This is a genomic window from Copranaerobaculum intestinale, from assembly GCF_009831105.1.
Lineage (GTDB): Bacteria > Bacillota_I > Bacilli_A > Erysipelotrichales > Erysipelotrichaceae > Copranaerobaculum > Copranaerobaculum intestinale.
Genome location: NZ_WUUQ01000001.1, coordinates 472,731 through 491,395 on the forward strand (window position 1 = coordinate 472,731; position 18,665 = coordinate 491,395).

General features: G+C 44.0%; 18 protein-coding genes. 17 read left to right on the forward strand and 1 reads right to left on the reverse strand.

What is annotated here, in order from left to right:
* Positions 1-7: 7 nt before the first annotated feature.
* Positions 8-892, reverse strand: coding sequence for a UTP--glucose-1-phosphate uridylyltransferase GalU (galU, locus tag GSF08_RS02315; RefSeq protein ID WP_160624262.1), 885 nt, complete (start codon positions 890-892; stop codon positions 8-10).
* 482 nt (positions 893-1,374) lie between these two features.
* Between galU and GSF08_RS02320 the strand changes: the two genes are divergently transcribed.
* The 17 genes from GSF08_RS02320 to GSF08_RS02400 all read left to right on the forward strand — a co-directional run bounded on the left by GSF08_RS02320 (position 1,375) and on the right by GSF08_RS02400 (position 18,575).
* The gene (locus tag GSF08_RS02320; protein WP_160624263.1) at positions 1,375-1,830 is read left to right on the forward strand and encodes a LytTR family DNA-binding domain-containing protein; all 456 of its coding nucleotides are present in this window, start codon (positions 1,375-1,377) and stop codon (positions 1,828-1,830) included.
* 44 nt (positions 1,831-1,874) lie between these two features.
* Positions 1,875-3,029, forward strand: coding sequence for a helicase-related protein (locus GSF08_RS02325; protein WP_249805816.1), 1,155 nt, complete (start codon positions 1,875-1,877; stop codon positions 3,027-3,029).
* Complete coding sequence (locus GSF08_RS02330) at positions 3,016-3,717, forward strand: ComF family protein (protein WP_160624264.1); 702 nt, start codon at positions 3,016-3,018, stop codon at positions 3,715-3,717. The genes GSF08_RS02325 and GSF08_RS02330 overlap by 14 nt, the downstream gene beginning before the upstream one ends.
* The gene (locus GSF08_RS02335; protein WP_160624265.1) at positions 3,692-3,889 is read left to right on the forward strand and encodes a cold shock domain-containing protein; all 198 of its coding nucleotides are present in this window, start codon (positions 3,692-3,694) and stop codon (positions 3,887-3,889) included. Before GSF08_RS02330 ends, GSF08_RS02335 begins: the two co-directional genes overlap by 26 nt.
* 80 nt (positions 3,890-3,969) lie before the next feature.
* The gene (locus GSF08_RS02340) at positions 3,970-4,167 is read left to right on the forward strand and encodes a cold-shock protein (protein WP_160624266.1); all 198 of its coding nucleotides are present in this window, start codon (positions 3,970-3,972) and stop codon (positions 4,165-4,167) included.
* A gap of 178 nt (positions 4,168-4,345) precedes the next feature.
* A complete protein-coding gene (gene secA, locus GSF08_RS02345; RefSeq protein WP_160624267.1) occupies positions 4,346-6,688 on the forward strand; it encodes a preprotein translocase subunit SecA in 2,343 nt (780 codons plus the stop codon).
* Positions 6,688-7,792, forward strand: a protein-coding gene (gene prfB, locus GSF08_RS02350) for a peptide chain release factor 2 (protein ID WP_249805818.1) whose coding sequence is annotated in 2 segments (ribosomal slippage) — positions 6,688-6,759 and positions 6,761-7,792 — 1,104 coding nt in all. Because the reading frame shifts where the segments join, the coding sequence is not laid out codon by codon here. Before secA ends, prfB begins: the two co-directional genes overlap by 1 nt.
* A 164-nt stretch (positions 7,793-7,956) precedes the next feature.
* Positions 7,957-8,646 (forward strand): cell division ATP-binding protein FtsE, encoded by a 690-nt coding sequence (gene ftsE, locus GSF08_RS02355; protein WP_160624268.1) that lies wholly within the window; start codon positions 7,957-7,959, stop codon positions 8,644-8,646.
* Positions 8,639-9,544 carry a permease-like cell division protein FtsX gene (gene ftsX, locus GSF08_RS02360; RefSeq protein WP_160624269.1) on the forward strand — a complete coding sequence of 302 codons (906 nt, stop codon included), beginning with the start codon at positions 8,639-8,641 and terminating at the stop codon, positions 9,542-9,544. Before ftsE ends, ftsX begins: the two co-directional genes overlap by 8 nt.
* A 21-nt stretch (positions 9,545-9,565) precedes the next feature.
* Positions 9,566-10,957 carry a murein hydrolase activator EnvC family protein gene (locus GSF08_RS02365; RefSeq protein WP_160624270.1) on the forward strand — a complete coding sequence of 464 codons (1,392 nt, stop codon included), beginning with the start codon at positions 9,566-9,568 and terminating at the stop codon, positions 10,955-10,957.
* Between the two features lie 88 nt (positions 10,958-11,045).
* Positions 11,046-12,314, forward strand: a complete 1,269-nt coding sequence (locus tag GSF08_RS02370) for an aminoacyltransferase (RefSeq protein ID WP_160624271.1) — start codon at positions 11,046-11,048, stop codon at positions 12,312-12,314.
* A gap of 101 nt (positions 12,315-12,415) precedes the next feature.
* A complete protein-coding gene (locus GSF08_RS02375; protein ID WP_160624272.1) occupies positions 12,416-13,903 on the forward strand; it encodes a S41 family peptidase in 1,488 nt (495 codons plus the stop codon).
* The gene (uvrB, locus tag GSF08_RS02380) at positions 13,893-15,869 is read left to right on the forward strand and encodes an excinuclease ABC subunit UvrB (protein ID WP_160624273.1); all 1,977 of its coding nucleotides are present in this window, start codon (positions 13,893-13,895) and stop codon (positions 15,867-15,869) included. Before GSF08_RS02375 ends, uvrB begins: the two co-directional genes overlap by 11 nt.
* An 8-nt stretch (positions 15,870-15,877) precedes the next feature.
* Positions 15,878-17,014: an AI-2E family transporter gene (locus GSF08_RS02385; protein ID WP_160624274.1), complete on the forward strand. Its 1,137-nt coding sequence runs from the start codon at positions 15,878-15,880 to the stop codon at positions 17,012-17,014.
* 131 nt (positions 17,015-17,145) lie between these two features.
* Positions 17,146-17,835, forward strand: a complete 690-nt coding sequence (locus GSF08_RS02390) for a manganese catalase family protein (protein WP_160624275.1) — start codon at positions 17,146-17,148, stop codon at positions 17,833-17,835.
* An 86-nt stretch (positions 17,836-17,921) separates the two neighbouring features.
* Positions 17,922-18,224 carry an MGMT family protein gene (locus GSF08_RS02395; RefSeq protein ID WP_160624276.1) on the forward strand — a complete coding sequence of 101 codons (303 nt, stop codon included), beginning with the start codon at positions 17,922-17,924 and terminating at the stop codon, positions 18,222-18,224.
* Between the two features lie 75 nt (positions 18,225-18,299).
* Entirely contained in the window at positions 18,300-18,575 is a 276-nt protein-coding gene (locus tag GSF08_RS02400) for a zinc ribbon domain-containing protein (protein WP_160624277.1), read from the forward strand.
* Positions 18,576-18,665 lie beyond the last annotated feature (90 nt).

Consider the following 18,665-nt stretch of genomic DNA (forward strand, 5'->3'; position numbering starts at 1 on the left):
CGCTTTCTTATTTTAATGCCTGATTTGCATCGCGGATGATTGCCGCAACTTGTTCGTGGAGGTCAGCCCGATCCAGTGCGAAATCGATCTGAGCCTTGATAAATCCAATCTTATCTCCGACATCATAGCGGCTGCCGATGAAATCGTAGGCATAAACTTCTTCGTATTTTGTCAAACGATCGATAGCATCGGTTAATTGAATTTCATTTCCTGAACCGGGCTCTTGCGTTTCCAACAATTCAAAAATCTTTGGTGTAAGTATATAACGCCCCAAAATTGCCATATTGCTTGGAGCATCTTCCAGTTTTGGTTTTTCCACAAAGCTTTGCACCTTCATACAACGATCTGATAACGACGCTTTGGGATCAATAATGCCGTATTTATGCACGGCTTCATCTGCTACCCGCTGAACGCCGACCACACTGGCATTTTGTTCTTCATACACACGTACCAACTGTTCGGTTGCGGTAGGTCCATTTTTGTTAACAACAATATCATCACCCAAAAGGATGGCGAAAGGCTCATCACCGACAAAGGTTTTTGCGCACAAAACAGCATGTCCTAAACCGCGGGGATTCTTTTGACGTACAGAATAAATGTTAGCCATATTTGAAATATCCCGGCACATTGTCAAAAGCTCATCGCTGTGACTGGCATCCAGCCGCTTTTCAAGCTCAAAGCTTTGATCAAAATGATTCTCAATACTTGCTTTATGGGCATTGGTAATGATCAAAATTTCTTCAATGCCGCTTTTTACGGCTTCTTCAACGATATATTGGATTGTTGGTTTATCTACAATAGGAAGCATTTCCTTTGGTACTGCTTTCGTTGCCGGTAAGAATCGGGTTCCAAAGCCTGCCGCGGGAATGATTGCTTTTCTTATTTTTTTCATGAAAGTTCCTCCGTCATTATATCTATTTTAGCATATTACCAAAGAAATGGAAGCTTGGGCATTGCGGTTCATGAAGCATTTATCTAATCATGAAGAACCTCATCAAAAATGGGTGTGGTGAATTGTTTGAAAAGGCATATATGTGCTTGTAAATATAAAAAAATGTAATATTACATGTAAATATTGTAATTCGATTGCATATGTTGGAATTTCGATAACAGAACCCTTATAATGAATTTGCAAAAATAAAGAGAAACAATTTTTGGGATTCTAACAAGTACGCAATTCCTGCGCATTCCAGCTTGTACGGTTTCGATTTCTCTTTATTTTTGCGACTGCTATTTATACTTTTGTGCAACTTGTCTGGTAAATAATGCAAGTGGCGTTTCAGAATATAGGAAATATCTGCAAATAGTGTATAATTCATAAGGTAAAGAAAGACTATTGGAATGTGGGAGATTTCAATAATTAGGTGGTGCAGTATGAAATTTATACTCAAAGAAGATGAGACACTTCAGCGTGGTCATGTACGGATTAATTATCATAGTGATGATAAGGATATCACAAAGGGGATAGTAGATCGTTTTAAACTTTGTATGAATAAATGTATATTATATGATGTCAATAATCCACGGATCGAGCATAAGGTGATCTATGTGGAAATTTACATGATTGAATTGAAGGATAATGAGGTTCTTGCGCATACAATCGGCGGTAAAATCCTGAAATTCCGCAAACGGTTCAATGATGTAAAAACGGAACTGTCAAAATATTATTTTGTGCAAATATCCAAAACGATGCTGGTGAATGTTCAGCATGTTGCATATTTTGAAACCGCGAATCATTACCGTTTAAAACTGACGATGGACAACGGTGAAGAATTTACGGTAAATCGGAGTTTTCATAAGAAATTCGTTGAAGCATATGAAAAGGTGTGATCTGTTTAGGATAACATCTTTTTTTTCGTATAAGAGATTGGGTGATGAGTTTGCTGTGTAAGCGATGTGGCAATACCGATGAGCGGTATTTTTATCAGGATGGGGAGGTATGGTACTGCCGGCGCTGCGTGCAGTTTGGAAGATTGAATGTCGGTGAGGAAGTTCCGGTGAAAGTTTATCAAACAAAACGCCATCATTGCCGGCTTCATTTGAAATATCCGCTGAGCGACGCACAGGCAAAGGCTTCTGGTGAGGTAGCCGGCTGGGTAAAGCAGGGAAAACCCGTACTGCTTTACGCGGCATGCGGGAGCGGCAAAACTGAAATCGTCATGGAGAGCATTCAACAGGCATTAAATGCTGGGTTGAAAGTAGGCTTTGCGATTTCACGCCGGCAGGTCGTACTGGAAATCTGTGCACGGATGAAACAGGCCTTTCCTCGTCTTCATGTCATAGCGGTGTGTGAGGGCAGCACCAGAGTGACCGATGGTGATCTGATAATCTGTACCATGCATCAGCTGTACCGCTATCATCAAGCGTTTGATGTATTGATCATGGATGAAGTAGATGCATTTCCTTATAAGCATAATGCGCTGTTGGAACAGATTGCACATCATGCAATGAAGGGAAGTGTCGTCTATCTAACCGCAACCCCGGATGAGGAAATGCTGAAGCGGGTGGAAAAGGGAGAGTGGGCGATGGTACAGCTGTTTCAACGACCGCACGGTCATCCTTTGGTGATACCAAAACAACGGAAAGCACCTTTGATCCTTCAGTATGTATTTCTGCTGGCATTTATTGAGCGGTGCATTCACCGCGGCAAGCAGCTTCTGCTGTTTGTGCCGACGCGGCGATTTGGACATAAGCTGTATCGCTGGCTAAAGCTTCGTTACCGCTGCCGGTTAATAACCTCCGTTACTTCAGAGAAAGAATCAATGATTGAGGCACTGCGTACACAGAAGCTGCAGTTTCTTATCACAACCACGGTATTGGAGCGCGGTGTCACCTTTGATGATATTCAAACCGCAGTGATTTGTGCCGACCATCCGGTATTTGATGAAGCCAGCTTGATTCAGATCATCGGCCGAGTGGGCAGAAATATTCACCACCCAAGCGGTGAAGGGCTCTTTTTATTCACCCATCGCACACTTGCGATTACGCGGTGTCTGCATGCTTTGGAGATGATGAATGCACAAGCCTGATAAAATATGTCCGGTCTGTTTTTCAAGCCGTTCAACCGATCAGACCCTGGGAAATTGGTTTTGGAACCGGGATATCCTTTGCGGCGGCTGCCGTTCGTATTTCATCCCAGCCAATGGTTTTTTTGAGCTCGGTGAACTTCGGGTCTTTGCCCTATATCAATATGAGGAACAGATCGAAAATCTGCTGTATCAATATAAAGAAAACCGGGATGCGGCGCTGGCTGATATTTTCTTCTGGCTGAATGCGAAGCAGATCACCAGAAGGTATCGTGGTTATACGATGATCGGCATGCCGTCTTCCGCGGATAAAATCGCGGAACGAGGGTTTCATCATCTGAAACGAATGCTGGAAGTTGTTCAGCTTCCGTATGCTGATCTTTTTGAAAAGGATGCTGCGTATAAGCAGTCTTTGAAAAGCGGTGCAGAACGCAAAGAAATTAAATCTCATATGCGGCTGAGAAAAGATGCGGTAATTCCCAATACTCCATTGCTTCTGGTCGATGATGTATGTACGACCGGGGCTACTTTGAAACATGCATATAAGCTGCTGGAAAAGCATACCATGGATATGGAAGCACTGGTGCTGAGTGCTCATGAAAAAATTACGATCCATTCGGATGATGAGAAAGCGCTTCGACGAAAAAAAGGAAGGAAAAAACAGTATGACAGGAAAAGTAAAATGGTTTAACGCAGAAAAGGGATTTGGCTTTATTTCACAAGAGGACGGAAGAGATGTTTTTGTCCATTATTCACATATTCAACAGGAGGGATATAAGAGCTTAGAGGAAGGTGAAGCAGTCAGCTTTGACGTGATCGAAGCAGAAAAAGGACTGCAGGCAAGAAATGTTGTGAAAGTATGAAAATGAATTGATTTCAAGGGTCTTTTTGACTATAATATGAATATGCATTTAAGGTGAGCATAGAAAGGTATAGGAGCATTATGCAAGGAAAAGTAAAGATGTTTAACGCGGAGAAAGGATTCGGCTTTATCACAACAGATGATGGAAAAGACGTGTTCTTTCATTACTCTCAATTGATGATGGAAGGCTATAAAACAATCGAGAGTGATACGCTGGTTGAGTTCGATCTGACAGAGACAGACCGCGGACCTCAGGCGCATAATATCGTTAAGCTGTAAAAGGGAGCAGGCAGGGGCCTGCTTCCTTTCTCTTTTACGGTTTGGAAAGGCTGCTTTTATCAGGCTTTCACGAATCTGCAAGACAAAGCAAATATACTTTTACAATGCATATTTCTATGTTATAATCTATACTGCATGATACTATGCTTTTCATAGTAATAAATGGAGGAATTGTGCCATGGGATTATTCAATAAACTGTTTGGCGGAGATAACAGCCTGCTGAAACAATTCAACAAGACTGCGGATGAAGTAGAAACTTTTAAAGCCGCGATGGAAGCGCTGAGCGATGACGAATTAAAGGGAAAAACCAATGAGTTTATCGCGCGCTACGAACAAGGAGAAACATTAGAGAGTTTACAGACGGAAGCTTTTGCCGTAGCGCGTGAAGCAGCTCGGCGGGTAATCGGAGAGTTCCCGTATCACGTACAGATTGTCGGCGCCTGTGTCATGCACAGCGGCGATATCGCAGAAATGAAAACCGGTGAAGGTAAAACACTGACATCCGTCATGTGTGTTTACCTGAACGCATTAGCCAAAAAAGGTGTGCATGTCGTTACGGTCAATGAGTATCTGGCAGCTCGTGATGCGGAGTGGATGGGACAAATTTACCGGTTTTTGGGACTGAGTGTCGGTGTGAATGAAAGAGCGCTAACCCCGGCCGAAAAACGCGCCGCTTACGCATGTGATATTACATATACGACAAATTCAGAATTAGGATTTGATTACCTGCGTGACAACATGGTTACTGAGGTCGAGGATCGCGTATTGCGCGGATTGCATATGGCGGTTGTCGATGAAGTCGATTCCATTTTGATTGATGAATCCCGTACTCCGCTGATTATTTCCGGTGGTGCAAAGCAAACCGCGAACCTGTATATCCAGGCTGATAAATTTGCGAAGACCTTACAGGAATCTGATTATGAGATCGATGAAAAAACCCGTCAGATCATGCTTACCGAGGAAGGTGTTGACACCGCTGAGAAATATTTTAAATTAAACAATCTGTATGATGTTGAGCATACGCAGTTAGTACACCATATTCAACAAGCGCTGCGTGCCAATTACATCATGATGCGCGATGTGGAATACGTAGTTCAGGAGGACGAAATTGTCATCGTTGACTCTTTCACCGGACGTTTGATGAAGGGCCGTGCTTACAGCGACGGTCTGCACCAGGCGATTGAAGCTAAGGAAGGGGTTTCCATTAAGGAAGAAACTACCACCTTGGCAACCATTACGTATCAGAACTTCTTTCGCTTATATGAAAAGCTTGCCGGCATGACCGGTACTGCCAAGACCGAAGAAGAAGAATTCCTTTCGATCTATAATATGCGCGTGTTGGAAATTCCGACAAATAAGCCGGTTATTCGTGATGACCGTCCGGATGCGATCTTTGCGACACCGGAATTAAAGTACCGTGCGATGGTGAACGAAATCGCAGAGCTGTATGAAAAAGGTCAGCCGGTGCTGGTCGGTACGGTATCCGTAGAAGTCAGTGAAATTCTTTCAGAGCTATTGGATGCACGCAAGATTCCTCATGAGGTGCTGAACGCGAAGAACCATGCCCGTGAGGCTGAAATTATTGCGAAGGCAGGTCAACTGAAATCGGTTACGATCGCAACGAATATGGCCGGTCGAGGTACGGATATCAAATTGACTCCGGAAACACGTGAATTGGGCGGATTAGCGGTTTTGGGCAGTGAACGCCATGAATCACGCCGTATCGATAATCAGCTGCGCGGGCGTTCTGGCCGTCAGGGCGATCCTGGCTATTCCCGTTTCTATGTATCATTAAAAGATTCCCTGATGGTACGTTTCGGCGGTGAAAAGCTGCAGTCCTTATTCAACTCGCTGGGGGATCAGCAGATTGAATCGAAAATGGTTACGAAATCTATCACACAGGCGCAGCGCCGAGTTGAGGGATATAACTTCGATATTCGTAAGCAGCTGCTTGATTATGATGATGTTCTGCGCCAGCAGCGCGAGATTATGTATGATCAGCGTAATTTTGTCTTAGAGAATGACGATGTGCATAACATCGTTCACGATATGTTTGATCGTGTTATTACAAGTGTGATTCGCGCGAATGCCGATGAGACTAAGCGGGATAACAAAATCAACGGTGAATCCGTAGAACAGGGTCTGGAAGTGCTTGGTTTTGAATCAGATTTAATCAAGGCTGAGGATCTAAAGAATATGTCGGTGGATGAAGCCGCTAAATTCTGCTGTGATAAGGCATGGAATTATTATGAATCCAAAATCGGCGATGATATCAAGGAGCAGTTCCTGCCGTTTGAGAAAAGCATCGTACTCAGAAACATCGACCGCAACTGGATTGAACACATTGATATTATGAGCAAGCTCCGTGACGGCATTCACCTGCGTTCCTATGCGCAGACAAATCCGCTGCAGGCTTATGTAACTGAAGGATATGAAATGTTCGAGGAAATGATGGAGCGGATTGCCCGTGAAGTTGTATTCTTCGCAATGAAGATTCAAATTGAGCGGAGGGCTGCTTAATGGAACTTTATGAATTAAAACAAGGAGTGGAAACTCACCTGGCTAAGCTTTATCAGCTAGGTGAGTCACTTTGACTTAGCTGCCAGACGACATAAAATTGAAGAACTCAATGCGCAGACAATGCAGGAGGATTTTTGGAGCGATCCTCATTCTGCTCAGCAGATGCTGCGAAAATTAAACTCCATCAAGGATGTGGTAAATGCCTATAATCATCTGGAAACACTGCTTCACTCTCTGCAGGAAACCCATGATTTATTGAAATCTGAAATGGATCAGGAAATCATGGAGCTGGCCGGGGAAGAATATCACGAGATGGAAAAGACATTTGATGATTTTGAGATAAAGATCCTGCTATCTCATGAATATGATCATTCCAATGCCATTGTCGAGCTGCACCCGGGAGCCGGCGGAACCGAATCGATGGATTGGACCGAAATGCTGTACCGTATGTATTCACGTTGGGCTTCCAATAAGGGTTTCAAAGTAACTGTTTTGGATTATTTGGCGGGGGAAGAAGCCGGTATCAAATCGGTAACCATGCTGATCGAGGGTGACATGGCCTATGGGTATCTGAAAGCGGAAAAAGGAGTTCACCGTTTGGTGAGAATTTCACCCTTTGACGCTGGGGCAAGACGCCACACGTCTTTTGCGTCGGTGGATGTAATGCCGCAGTTCAATGATGAAATTGAAATCGATATCAAGCCGGAAGATTTGATTGTGGAAACCAAGCGTGCCAGCGGAGCCGGCGGACAGCACATCAACAAAACTGACTCTGCCGTACGCATGGTGCATAAGCCGACCGGATTGGTGGCAACCTGTCAGAACGGGCGTTCCCAGCATGAAAACCGTGAAGAAGCACTGCGTATTTTAAAAAGTCGCATCTATCAGAAAATGATCGAAGAGCAAGAGGCAAAACTTGCGGCGATCAAGGGAGAACAAAAGGCAAACGAGTGGGGTTCCCAAATTCGTTCCTATGTTTTCCATCCTTACTCATTAGTAAAGGATGTGCGTACCGGTTATGAGACCGGCAATGTGCAGGGTGTGATGGATGGTGATCTCGATGAGTTCATCTACGCCTATTTAAAATCACAAATACAATCCTAGCAGATGACCGAAAGGCCATCTGTTTATTTTTACCATGATTTCACATAATTTCATAAGAATGCTTAACTATCTGCTCTTTACTTACAGTGTCAATATTTTCATTTCTAAATGGGTTAGATTTCGTAAAAGAGTATGTTATAATACATGGCGAAGGGAATGATAGTATGATTCTTCTTGAGAATGTTTCAAAAGAGTACAGAAACGGCGTTCATGCGCTTAAAAATATAAATTTACAGATTGAGGACGGCGAATTTGTCTATGTTATAGGGCCTACCGGATCAGGGAAATCCACATTGATTAAACTGCTTGACGGGGAAGAAATTCCCAACAGCGGTACGGTGATGGTGGAAAATGTCGATGTCGGCAAGCTGAAGCATTCCCGGGTGCCGATCTATCGGCGTAATATCGGTGTGGTATTTCAGGATTATCGGCTGCTTCCAAGCTTGACAATTTTTGAGAATATCGCGTTTGCGCTGGAAGTGATCGGTGAGGACAAAGCAAAGGTGAGAAGACGGGTTCGTGAAGTTTTGGAGCTGGTTTCACTGTCAGAAAAAGCAAAAGCATTTCCAAATGAATTGTCCGGCGGACAGCAGCAGCGTGCTACGATCGGCAGAGCAATTGCCAATCATCCGAAAGTGCTGATTGCCGATGAGCCGACCGGCAACCTGGATCCGGAAAAATCTATTGAGATTATGGAATTGTTGGAGAAAATTAATAAAGATCAAAATACGACCATCGTCATGGTAACGCATGACAGTACGATCGTCGACCGTTTTAAAAAACGCACGATTGCCTTGGAAGAAGGGTTTGTGGTTGCGGACATCATGAAGGGAGGCTACATCCAGCATGATTAATTTCATCAAGAGCCTGCCTTATCATTTTAAGACAGCGGTCAAAAGCTTTGGACGCCATCTTGCGATGTCTATGTCCGCAGCCTCAGCAGTAACTGTTACATTATCGCTGGTCGGAGTATTTATGTTGCTGGCGGCAAATGTCAGTTCATTTACCACCAACGTAGAAAGCGGTATCAAAATACGCGTAACCATTGATCCGATTACCACCAAAGAGGAGCGAAGCTCTTTAAAGACTCAAATTTTATCAATAGATGGTGTGGATAAGGTTACTTTTTCCAGTAAGGAAAATGAATTAAAAGAGTTTGTAAAAGAAAAAGGCGATATCTGGGATATCTATAAAGGGGATGGAAATCCTCTTCGGGACGCCTATATCGTTGATGTGAAAGAAGCGAAAAAAAGCGATATTAAGAATATATCGGATACGATCAAGAAATTGGATAAAGTTGAGAAGACCTTTTACGGCGGTGACAGTGTCAATGATATGATCGATGTTTTTACAGCCATTCGTAATGGCGGTGCTGTATTTATTGCGGCCTTAGCTGTACTGACGGTCTTTCTGATTCAAAATACGATCAAAATGACGATTTATGCCCGCAATCGGGAAATCTCCATTATGCGAAATGTCGGCGCAACGAATTGGTTCATCAAAACTCCGTTTATGATCGAAGGCATGTTCATCGGTCTGATCGGTTCGATTATGCCGATGATGCTTACATACTTTGGCTACCGCTATTTATATCATTCTATGGGAGGAAAATTCTTCACGAACATGTTTGCCCTGCAGTCGGTCAATTCGCTGGCACTCTCTATTTGCGGAGCATTACTGCTGTTCGGAGTTATTGTTGGTATGATCGGAAGCTTCCTTTCTGTAACAAAATATTTGAAGTGGAAGCGTTAATCGAATACAAGGAGGAGCGACATGAAGAGGAAATTACTTGTAGGCATAGCGGCTGCGTGTATGATTCTGCCCCTTTCATCGAATATTGAGGCAAATGAATTCAGCGGGAATGAGGATTACTGGCAGAACAAGTGCAGTGTTCCGCAGCAGACGCAGGCGGAAGCAAATCAATGTCTGCGCTTTCGCGATTATTTGGCTCAGAAGCAAAATGAATTACAGAATAGTTTAGCCGGCTTGGATAAAGAACTGGCTAATGCGAAGGGCAATGCCAAAGATTTGGCAGCGCTCGTTAATAAATATTCAAAAGAAATTGATAAGCTGGATAGTGATATTGCGTTGAAAGAATCGGCTTTGAATACGATTCGCAACAGTATTGCGGAGCTGGATGGCAAAATCATTAAAATCAAAGCGAATATTGATCTGCGTGATGAAAGTATTAAAAAACGGATGATTTCAGAACAACCGATGCTGGGTTCAAACATGTACATAGATTTTATTATGGGTGCTAAGGACTTGGTCGATCTTATGCGGATCATGGATGGAATTCAGGAAATTACAAAAAATGACCAGGATCAGATCGAATCCTTGAAAAAAGATAAGGAAGAGCTGGACCTAGCTAAGGGTGAACAAAAGCGTCTGGAGGCTGAAGCTCAAACCGCAAAAGACGATCTGGAAGAACAGAAGGCGGTTCAGGTCACGATGCGCACAAAAACAGAAGCAGCCTTGGCAGAATATCAGAAGCTGCAGGCATCAATCGAAGAAAAAATGCGTAATGCCAAAGTGAACATCAGTGATCTTCAGTCTGGTATGAACAACATCAATATCGGTACCGGCGGAGATACCAGCGGCGGTGAGGATCCAAACGGGTTCACGCGGCCGGTTCCCGGTTCCTATATCACAGAACGTCCGTTCTATTACAGTGGCGGCGGACCGCACCTTGGGGTAGATTATGCGGTATCCTACGGAACCAATATCGTGGCACCGTCTAATTCACTGGTTATGTATGCAAATAATCCCATATCAAAAGATAACGGATATAACTTAGGCTCTATGGTGGGACATCCGGCAGGAGCTGGAAACAGTATTTCTCTGCTTACTCAGGTAAACGGAACGACATACGCTATCAGTTTCTTCCATTTGCGGCAGGCAAATTTCTACGCGAAAGGAAAAAGCTCGGTAGCCCGCGGTGAAATCATCGCACAGGCTGGCTCCAGCGGTAATTCTACTGGTCCACATTGTCATATTGAGGTTATCTATCTTGGAAATATGTCTTTGGTGGAAGCTGCCGGCCGGTTTAACCGGACAGCGGACTTCGCCTATGGTGCAGGTTGGGGCTATACCGGCGCTGCGAGCGCTTGCGAGAATGGCCGCAGAGTTCCATGCCGAGAACGTCCGGAAAATCTATTCCCATAAACGAAAACGGGTTTTACAGCCCGTTTTTTTCATCCGATAAAATTCTTAAACTATGGTATAATAAACAATACGTAAAGGAAGATGCAGTATGAAATTTGTAGAATTGACGAAAACGGAATTTGACCAGTATGCCAAAGCTTATGAAAATGCTCATTTTTGGCAGAGTATCGATATGGGAGAGCTGCGGGAATGGAATGGCTGGAAGGTAGTATATGTAGGGCTGAAGCAGGATGATACCGTACATGCGGCGGCAATGCTTTCATACCGAAATCTTTTTCTTGGCACTACGCAGGCACAGATCATGCGGGGCATGCTGATCGATTATCATAATCGGGATTTATTGGAGCAGTTTCAGAAAGGACTGCTAACGTATTTAAAAACCATTCGCTGTATGTATCTGAAAGTTGATCCATATGTGTGGTATCAACAGCGTGATATCAATGGTGATGCAGTACCTGGCGGCATTCATAATCAGGATGTCGTAGACAGCTTTTTGGCCATGGGATACCAGCATACGGGATTTATTCGCGGATATGACGATACGAGTGAACCGCGCTGGATGTTTGCTTTAAATCTGAAGGGTGAAACACCTGAAACATTGCTGAAAAAGTTTGATCAGCGGGCTCGCCGCAATATCAATAAAACAAAAAAATTCAATCTGCGGATACGTGAAATGACGCTGGCGGATCTTCCTCAATTTAAACGCATGACCGAGCATACATGTGAAAGACGCGGCTTCTCCGATCATACCATGCATTATTATGAAGGCATGATGACCATCTTTAAAAAATATGATCATATCAAAGCGCTGTGTGCGGAGCTTGATGTATCGGCTTATCAAAAGACGCTGATGGAAGAAGCGGAAAAGCTGAAGCAGGAGCTGGCAAAGGCTGAAGAAAAGTGGAACAGCCAGCCGGAGAATAAAAAGCTGCCGAAGCGTATCGAAGAATTGAAAACAGCTCAGGGTGTAAATTGTAAAAAACAGGAGGAAGCGGCAGAGCTCGCCAAAGAAGGAGATGTGCTTTTTCTGGCAGCGGCTTACTTTATTACATATGGCAAGGAAGTCATGTATCTGTTTTCAGCGGCTTACGATCACTATATGAAGTTTAATGCTCCCTATGCGCTGCAGTGGACCATGATGCAGTATGGTATGGAGCATGGGTTTGATCAGTATAATTTTTATGGTATCTCCGGTATTTTCAATGAATCTGCGGAGGATTGGGGTATCTATGAGTTTAAAAGAGGTTTTTCAGGCTATGTTATTGAATTGATCGGTGATTTTCAGTATATCTGTAAGCCGGGCATATACCGACTATATCAAGCTCTGCGGAAAATAAAACATGTGATACGTAAATAAACAAGACGTTTGTCTTGTTTTCATATATTAGGAAATGGTTGTATGATTCAATGAAAGGTGTTATAAAAGTATAATAGAATATTTACATTGAGGTGAAGATCATGGAAGAAAAGAAAAAAGTAGTGAGGTATAAGCTGGTCAGACATAAGTGGCCGGATGAGATAGCGGCGGAAAAGGCTAAACGGACACACCGAATCATGACAGCAGCTTTTTGTGTAGTCTGCTTTGTCATCGGTTTTCTGTCTTCCATGCTGCTTGATAAGAATTCGATAACGGCGAATGAGGATGCTAAAAAGCTGCAGACAATCTATGAGGTAATGCATGATAAATGGTATTTCGGCAAGGATAAAAAGAAGTTGTCATCCACATTATATAATGGTGCGATAACCGGCATGGTAGACAGTGGGAAAGACCCGCATACTGTCTATATGGACGCACAGCAGGCAAATGACTTTACCAGTTCTTTGCAGGGCAGCTTTGTGGGAATCGGCATTCAATATTATTCAGACGGGCATATGGGAATTGTAAGCCGCGTGTTTAAGGGCTCTCCGGCAGAAGAAGCCGGGATGATCGAAAATGATCACATCGTGAAAGTAGCAGGGAAGTCAGTTGAAGGAATGACGGCCGATGAGATCAGTGAAATCGTGAAGGGCAAAGCCGGCACAAAAGTGAAAATCAGCGTTTTGAGAGAGAACAAGGAAGTTACTTTGAATGTAGAGCGTAGAAAAGTGGAAAGCTCTGTTGTCGGTTATGTCAAAGAAGGACAGATTGGTGTACTGGAGGTTACTTCCTTTGCAGAAACGACCGGTTCAGAGGTAGGCAAATATCTGGAATCATTTAAGCAGCAGGGCGTAAAAAAACTGATTGTGGATTTTCGCAATAATTCCGGAGGTTATTTAACCGCGGCGCAGCAGATGGCAAGTTACTTTACCCCGCAGAATAAAACTGTATTTATTGAAGAAACTAAGGATGGAACCAGAACGAAATATAAGACTCTGGAAAAGTATCCGTTGTATCGTTATGATCAGATCGCGGTTTTGGTAAATAATGATACAGCCAGCGCGGCCGAGGTGCTGACCGGTTTCTTGAAGGAACAGGTAAACGCCAAGGTTGTCGGAGAAACTACGTATGGTAAAGGTACTGCTCAGGTTACGCAGTCTTTTGATGACGGCAGTGTATTAAAATATACGACCTCACAGTGGTTTACCTCCAAAGGGAAAAAGGTAAACGGTGTCGGTATCAAGCCCGATTATGTGGTAAGTCTTGATCCGGCATTGAGCATTGGGCTGTCTAGGGATATCAAAAAAGAGAAATTTAAGGTTGACAGTGTTTCTGAGGCTTGTGTTGCGGCACAGTATTATTTGAAATTCATTGGTTATGATGTGGATCGTACCGATGGCTATTTCTCAGTAAAGACGGAACAGGCGCTGCGGCAGTATCAGCAGGATAAGGGACTTGAAGTAACAGGAGTCATCAATAAAAAGGTCATTTTGTCGCTGAATTCTTCGGCATCGATCTATTGGCATGAACACAATGATACACTCGATACACAAATGATAAAGGCGGTTGATGTCGTTCATGGAAAATAAATTATTTGATTTGGTTTCGGAATATAAGCCGCAGGGTGATCAGCCCAAGGCAATCAGGGAATTGGTAAAGGGAATTGAAGAAGGTAAGAAAACACAAGTGCTGCTGGGAGCTACCGGAACCGGAAAAACCTTTACTGTGTCAAACGTAATTGCGCAGGTGAATAAGCCTACGCTCGTTTTTGTGCATAATAAAACCCTCGCCGGACAGTTGTATTCTGAATTCAAAGAATTTTTTCCGAACAACCGGGTTGAATATTTTGTATCAAACTTTGATTATTACCAACCGGAAGCCTATTTGCCAAGCAGTGATACTTATATTGATAAGAATGCGACGACCAATCAAGAACTGGATATGCTGCGAATGGCTGCGGTCAACTCCATTCTGGAGCGCAGAGATACGATCATCATCGCATCGGTAGCCTGCATTTACGGTGCCAGCAATCCGGATCAGTACCGAGAGATGTTCTTCACCATTCGGGTTGGGGAAAAGATTGATCGAAAGAAGCTTTTAGGACAGCTGGTAGCCCGCCAATACACTCGCAATGATATTGATTTACAGCGGGGATGTTTTCGCGTGCGCGGCGATAGTATTGAAATTGCATTCGGACATACGGATGCTTATTTACTGCGGATTGAATTGTTCGATGATGAAATCGAACGAATCTGTGAGGTGGATGCACTGACCGGTAAAGTGCTGAATGCCTATACTGTATATGTCGTTTATCCGGCAAGCGGTTATGCGACCAATCACGATATCATACTGCGCGCCTGTAAAACGATCAAGGAAGAGCTGGATGATCGTCTTGCATATTTTGAAAAGGAAGGCAAGCTGTTGGAGAAACAGCGGCTGGAACAGCGTGCTACCTATGATATTGAAGCGCTGCGGGAGTTTGGTGTATGTCCTGGCATTGAGAACTACTCACGGCATATTGACGGACGCCAGCCCGGAGTTCGACCTTATACGCTGTTTGATTATTTTCCGGATGATTTTTTACTGATTGTAGATGAATCCCATGTATCATTGCCGCAGGTACGCGGTATGTATAATGGCGATCGGGCCCGTAAAGAGGTATTGGTGAATTACGGCTTCCGATTGCCAAGTGCGTTAGACAACCGTCCTATGCGATTTGAGGAATTTGAAGGGCTGATCAATCAGGCAATTTTTGTTTCGGCTACGCCTGGTGACTATGAGCTGGAAACGACTCATGGTGAAGTAATCGAACAGATCATTCGTCCGACCGGTCTGCTGGATCCGGAAGTAGAGGTTCGTCCGACAATGGGTCAGATCGATGATCTGGTTGATGAGATCAGAACCAGAATTGAACGCAACGAGCGTACGCTGGTAACCACCCTGACCGTGCGTATGGCGGAAGATTTGACGGCTTATCTGAAGGGTATGGACTTCAAAGTAGCGTGGCTGCACCATGAAGTCAAAACGATCGAGCGTACGGAAATTATCCGCGATTTGCGTAAAGGAAAATATGATGTATTGATCGGTATCAACCTGCTTCGTGAAGGACTGGATATTCCTGAAGTATCCTTAATTGCGATTTTGGATGCGGATAAGGAAGGCTTCTTGCGTTCATCTCGTTCGCTGGTACAGATCATCGGACGTGCGGCGCGAAATGCCCATGGCCGCGTAATTATGTACGGCGATAAAATAACTGATTCCATGCAGTACGCATTGGATGAGACCAACCGCCGACGCAGTATTCAGATTGCCTATAACAAAGAACATGGCATTGTGCCGAAAACGATCATCAAGCCGATCCATGAGGCTGTCCATAGTAAAGAAACGCAGGAAATGACGGCGAAATATATTAACAAAAAAGCGAAACTGGGTAAAAAGGACAAAGAGAAGATGCTCACAAATATTGAAAAAGAAATGCGGGAAGCCGCGAAAGTACTCGACTTTGAACGTGCGGCAGAGCTGCGCGATATCCTTTTGGAGCTTAGAAACGAGTAGGAGGGTCTATGGTTTTTGATAAGAAATTTAATTTTACCCTGAAGCATATTCTGTTGATCATCACCTATGCGGCTTGTATGGTTTTGGTGATACTGAATTTTCAGGATTTAAAGCGCTGGTTTTTCGATGTGCTGGGGCTTTTGCGTCCGTTCGTGTACGCGTTTGGACTTGCTTATGTATTTCAGCTGCCGATGAAATTTTTTGACCGCAAACTGCCGGAATCGATTAACAGGTTCCGTAAAGGACTCTGTGTGATTCTGAGTCTTTTGGTCATCCTGATCGTAGCTGCCTTTATTTTTCAAATTGTCGTACCTCAGCTGTTAGACAGTCTGTTGGCTTTTATCGATAAATTCCCGGCGTATGTGGAGTCGCTGCAAAAGGAAATCGTCAATCTGATCGATAAATTTGAAATTAACGGCGCGGTGGAACAGCAGTTAAATAATTATTCAGATCAGATACAGGAAGGTATCATGTCTGTGCTGACAAATCTGGTGCCGGCTCTTGTCGATGTGACAAAGGGGATTACTTCAGGGGTCACCAATCTGTTTTTGACCTTGGTCATTACCGTATATTTTATTATTAGCAAAGATAAACTAATCAAACAAACCAAGCGCATGATGTATGCTTTTACTCCGGATAAGGCAAACGATTATCTGACTCATGTTGCCGCGATCGCGAATCGCACCTTTGCGAGCTTTATCAGCGGTCAGCTGATCGAAGCGGTCATCATTGGGGTACTGTGTTATATCGGATGTCTGATTCTGCGCTTTCCCTATGCGCCGATACTTTCAGTGATCATCGGCTGTACCAATGTCATACCGATTTTCGGTGCGATCATGGGCGTTGGCATCAGCGCTTTGCTGGTAGCGTTCGTTAATCCGATCCAGGGCTTATTTTTTATCGTATTCGGAATCTGTCTCCAGCAGTTTGAATCAAATTTGATCTATCCCCGCGTGGTCGGAAATTCGGTTGGTCTGTCCGGATTATGGGTATTGTTTGCGATAACGATCGGCGGCGGACTGTTTGGCTTTATGGGCATGCTGCTGGGGCTTCCGGCCTTTGCTGTTTGCTATACCCTGCTGCGTGAAGAAATGAATCGCCGAATTGAAAAGAAAACACAGAAGAAAGCTTCAACAACAGCCTGAGGGCTGTTTTTTTCAGGCTGCTTTCACGGAAATCGTAACCTGCCATTGCGATGGATTCACTATGGGTGTCTTTTTTACGCATAGACTGTCTTTTACTGCCGCACACTAATCCTGTAAAGGAGTGAATGTATATGTTTGAACACAAGAAACCATTGTTACATCCGGTTAAAGTTGAAAAGCCCAATCCGCAATATGCCGTTCTCATGCAGGAACAGCTCGGTGGCAACAACGGAGAATTAAAGGCGGCTATGCAGTACCTGTCGCAGAGCTTTCGGGCCAAGGATCCGGTCTTTAAAGACCTGTTTCTGGATATCGGAACAGAAGAGCTCAGCCATATGGAAATGGTTGCGGAAACGATCAATCTGCTGAACGGTGATGATGTTGATTACCGCAAGGTGAAGAATGGTGAAATCGAAACCATGGTTACCTTCGGACTAAATCCGGCCCTGGTTAATTCCAGTGGTAATCCTTGGACCGCAGATTATGTCACGGTTACCGGCGATCTGGCGGCCGATTTGCTGGCGGACATCGCTAGTGAACAGCGGGCAAAGGTTGTTTATGAGTATCTGTATCGGCAGATTGACGACAAATATGTCAAGGAAACAATCATGTTTTTGCTGGAACGGGAGGAAGCACACAATGCGCTGTTTTGTGAGGCTCTCAATAAAATCGGCGATGAAGGCAGTAATCGAAACTTTGGTATGAGTGAAGACAGCCGTCTGTATTTCGATCTGTCAAAGCCGGGACGTTATTTTGATGATCCGGATCCAAAGGCACCGAAGATGGCAAACACCTGTTGCTCATCAAAGCAAAAGAAATAAATCAGAAAGCGGAAAGAATATCTTTCTGCTTTTCTTTTCCGTTTTGAAAGCAAGCTGCGTTATAATGAATAAAAGAGGTGATAAGCATGCAGGATCACGATCATTTCTACTACAATATTTATGCCATCATGGAAGAAATACCTGCCGGGAAAGTGGCTTCCTATGGTCAGCTGGCGCGGCTTGCCGGTCAGCCCAAGCATGCGCGCTTGGTTGGCAGAGCATTGCATGAAGCCGGATCTTATGGAGATTTTCCCTGTCATCGAGTCGTTGGACACAATGGCCGTCTCGCACTTGACTTTGCGGATCAGCGCGCACGGCTGGAAGCGGAAGGAGTAACCTTCTTAAAGAATGGTAATGTTGATATGAAGCATCATCAATGGAAAGAATAATTGTAAACTTTTTTATATATGACATAGGATGTCATATTGGATGTGATAAGCTATGCTCATAAAGGAGATGAGCATATGAAAGAAATGAAATTTTGTCAGTCCTGCGGCATGCCGCTGGGAGATCATCTGGAGGAAAGCGGTCTTGAAAAAGACGGAAGCAAAAGCGGTGATTATTGTAAATACTGCTATCAGGATGGTGCTTTCACCCAGGAGTGTACGATGGAACAGATGATTGAAGGATGCCTGCCGTTTGAGGCAAAGGCATTTCCGGAAATGAGTGAGGCGCAGTTGCGGGCGCGGGCATATGAGTATTTCCCGACGCTGAAACGCTGGGCTAAGGATGCAAAGTAGCGGCTAAGCCGCTTTTTTGCATATAATGGCGGGCTAAAAATTAGAAGTTTTATCCTAAGTAGGGTATAATAAATGAGCATGTAATGATAT

What these genes read in the sequence shown, in the direction of transcription:
- galU (WP_160624262.1), bottom strand. Translation starts at nt 892, where the DNA reads ATGAAAAAAATAAGAAAAGCAATCATTCCCGCGGCAGGCTTTGGAACC.
- GSF08_RS02320 (WP_160624263.1), top strand. Translation starts at nt 1,375, where the DNA reads ATGAAATTTATACTCAAAGAAGATGAGACACTTCAGCGTGGTCATGTA.
- GSF08_RS02325 (WP_249805816.1), top strand. Translation starts at nt 1,875, where the DNA reads ATGAGTTTGCTGTGTAAGCGATGTGGCAATACCGATGAGCGGTATTTT.
- GSF08_RS02330 (WP_160624264.1), top strand. Translation starts at nt 3,016, where the DNA reads ATGCACAAGCCTGATAAAATATGTCCGGTCTGTTTTTCAAGCCGTTCA.
- GSF08_RS02335 (WP_160624265.1), top strand. Translation starts at nt 3,692, where the DNA reads ATGACAGGAAAAGTAAAATGGTTTAACGCAGAAAAGGGATTTGGCTTT.
- GSF08_RS02340 (WP_160624266.1), top strand. Translation starts at nt 3,970, where the DNA reads ATGCAAGGAAAAGTAAAGATGTTTAACGCGGAGAAAGGATTCGGCTTT.
- secA (WP_160624267.1), top strand. Translation starts at nt 4,346, where the DNA reads ATGGGATTATTCAATAAACTGTTTGGCGGAGATAACAGCCTGCTGAAA.
- ftsE (WP_160624268.1), top strand. Translation starts at nt 7,957, where the DNA reads ATGATTCTTCTTGAGAATGTTTCAAAAGAGTACAGAAACGGCGTTCAT.
- ftsX (WP_160624269.1), top strand. Translation starts at nt 8,639, where the DNA reads ATGATTAATTTCATCAAGAGCCTGCCTTATCATTTTAAGACAGCGGTC.
- GSF08_RS02365 (WP_160624270.1), top strand. Translation starts at nt 9,566, where the DNA reads ATGAAGAGGAAATTACTTGTAGGCATAGCGGCTGCGTGTATGATTCTG.
- GSF08_RS02370 (WP_160624271.1), top strand. Translation starts at nt 11,046, where the DNA reads ATGAAATTTGTAGAATTGACGAAAACGGAATTTGACCAGTATGCCAAA.
- GSF08_RS02375 (WP_160624272.1), top strand. Translation starts at nt 12,416, where the DNA reads ATGGAAGAAAAGAAAAAAGTAGTGAGGTATAAGCTGGTCAGACATAAG.
- uvrB (WP_160624273.1), top strand. Translation starts at nt 13,893, where the DNA reads ATGGAAAATAAATTATTTGATTTGGTTTCGGAATATAAGCCGCAGGGT.
- GSF08_RS02385 (WP_160624274.1), top strand. Translation starts at nt 15,878, where the DNA reads ATGGTTTTTGATAAGAAATTTAATTTTACCCTGAAGCATATTCTGTTG.
- GSF08_RS02390 (WP_160624275.1), top strand. Translation starts at nt 17,146, where the DNA reads ATGTTTGAACACAAGAAACCATTGTTACATCCGGTTAAAGTTGAAAAG.
- GSF08_RS02395 (WP_160624276.1), top strand. Translation starts at nt 17,922, where the DNA reads ATGCAGGATCACGATCATTTCTACTACAATATTTATGCCATCATGGAA.
- GSF08_RS02400 (WP_160624277.1), top strand. Translation starts at nt 18,300, where the DNA reads ATGAAAGAAATGAAATTTTGTCAGTCCTGCGGCATGCCGCTGGGAGAT.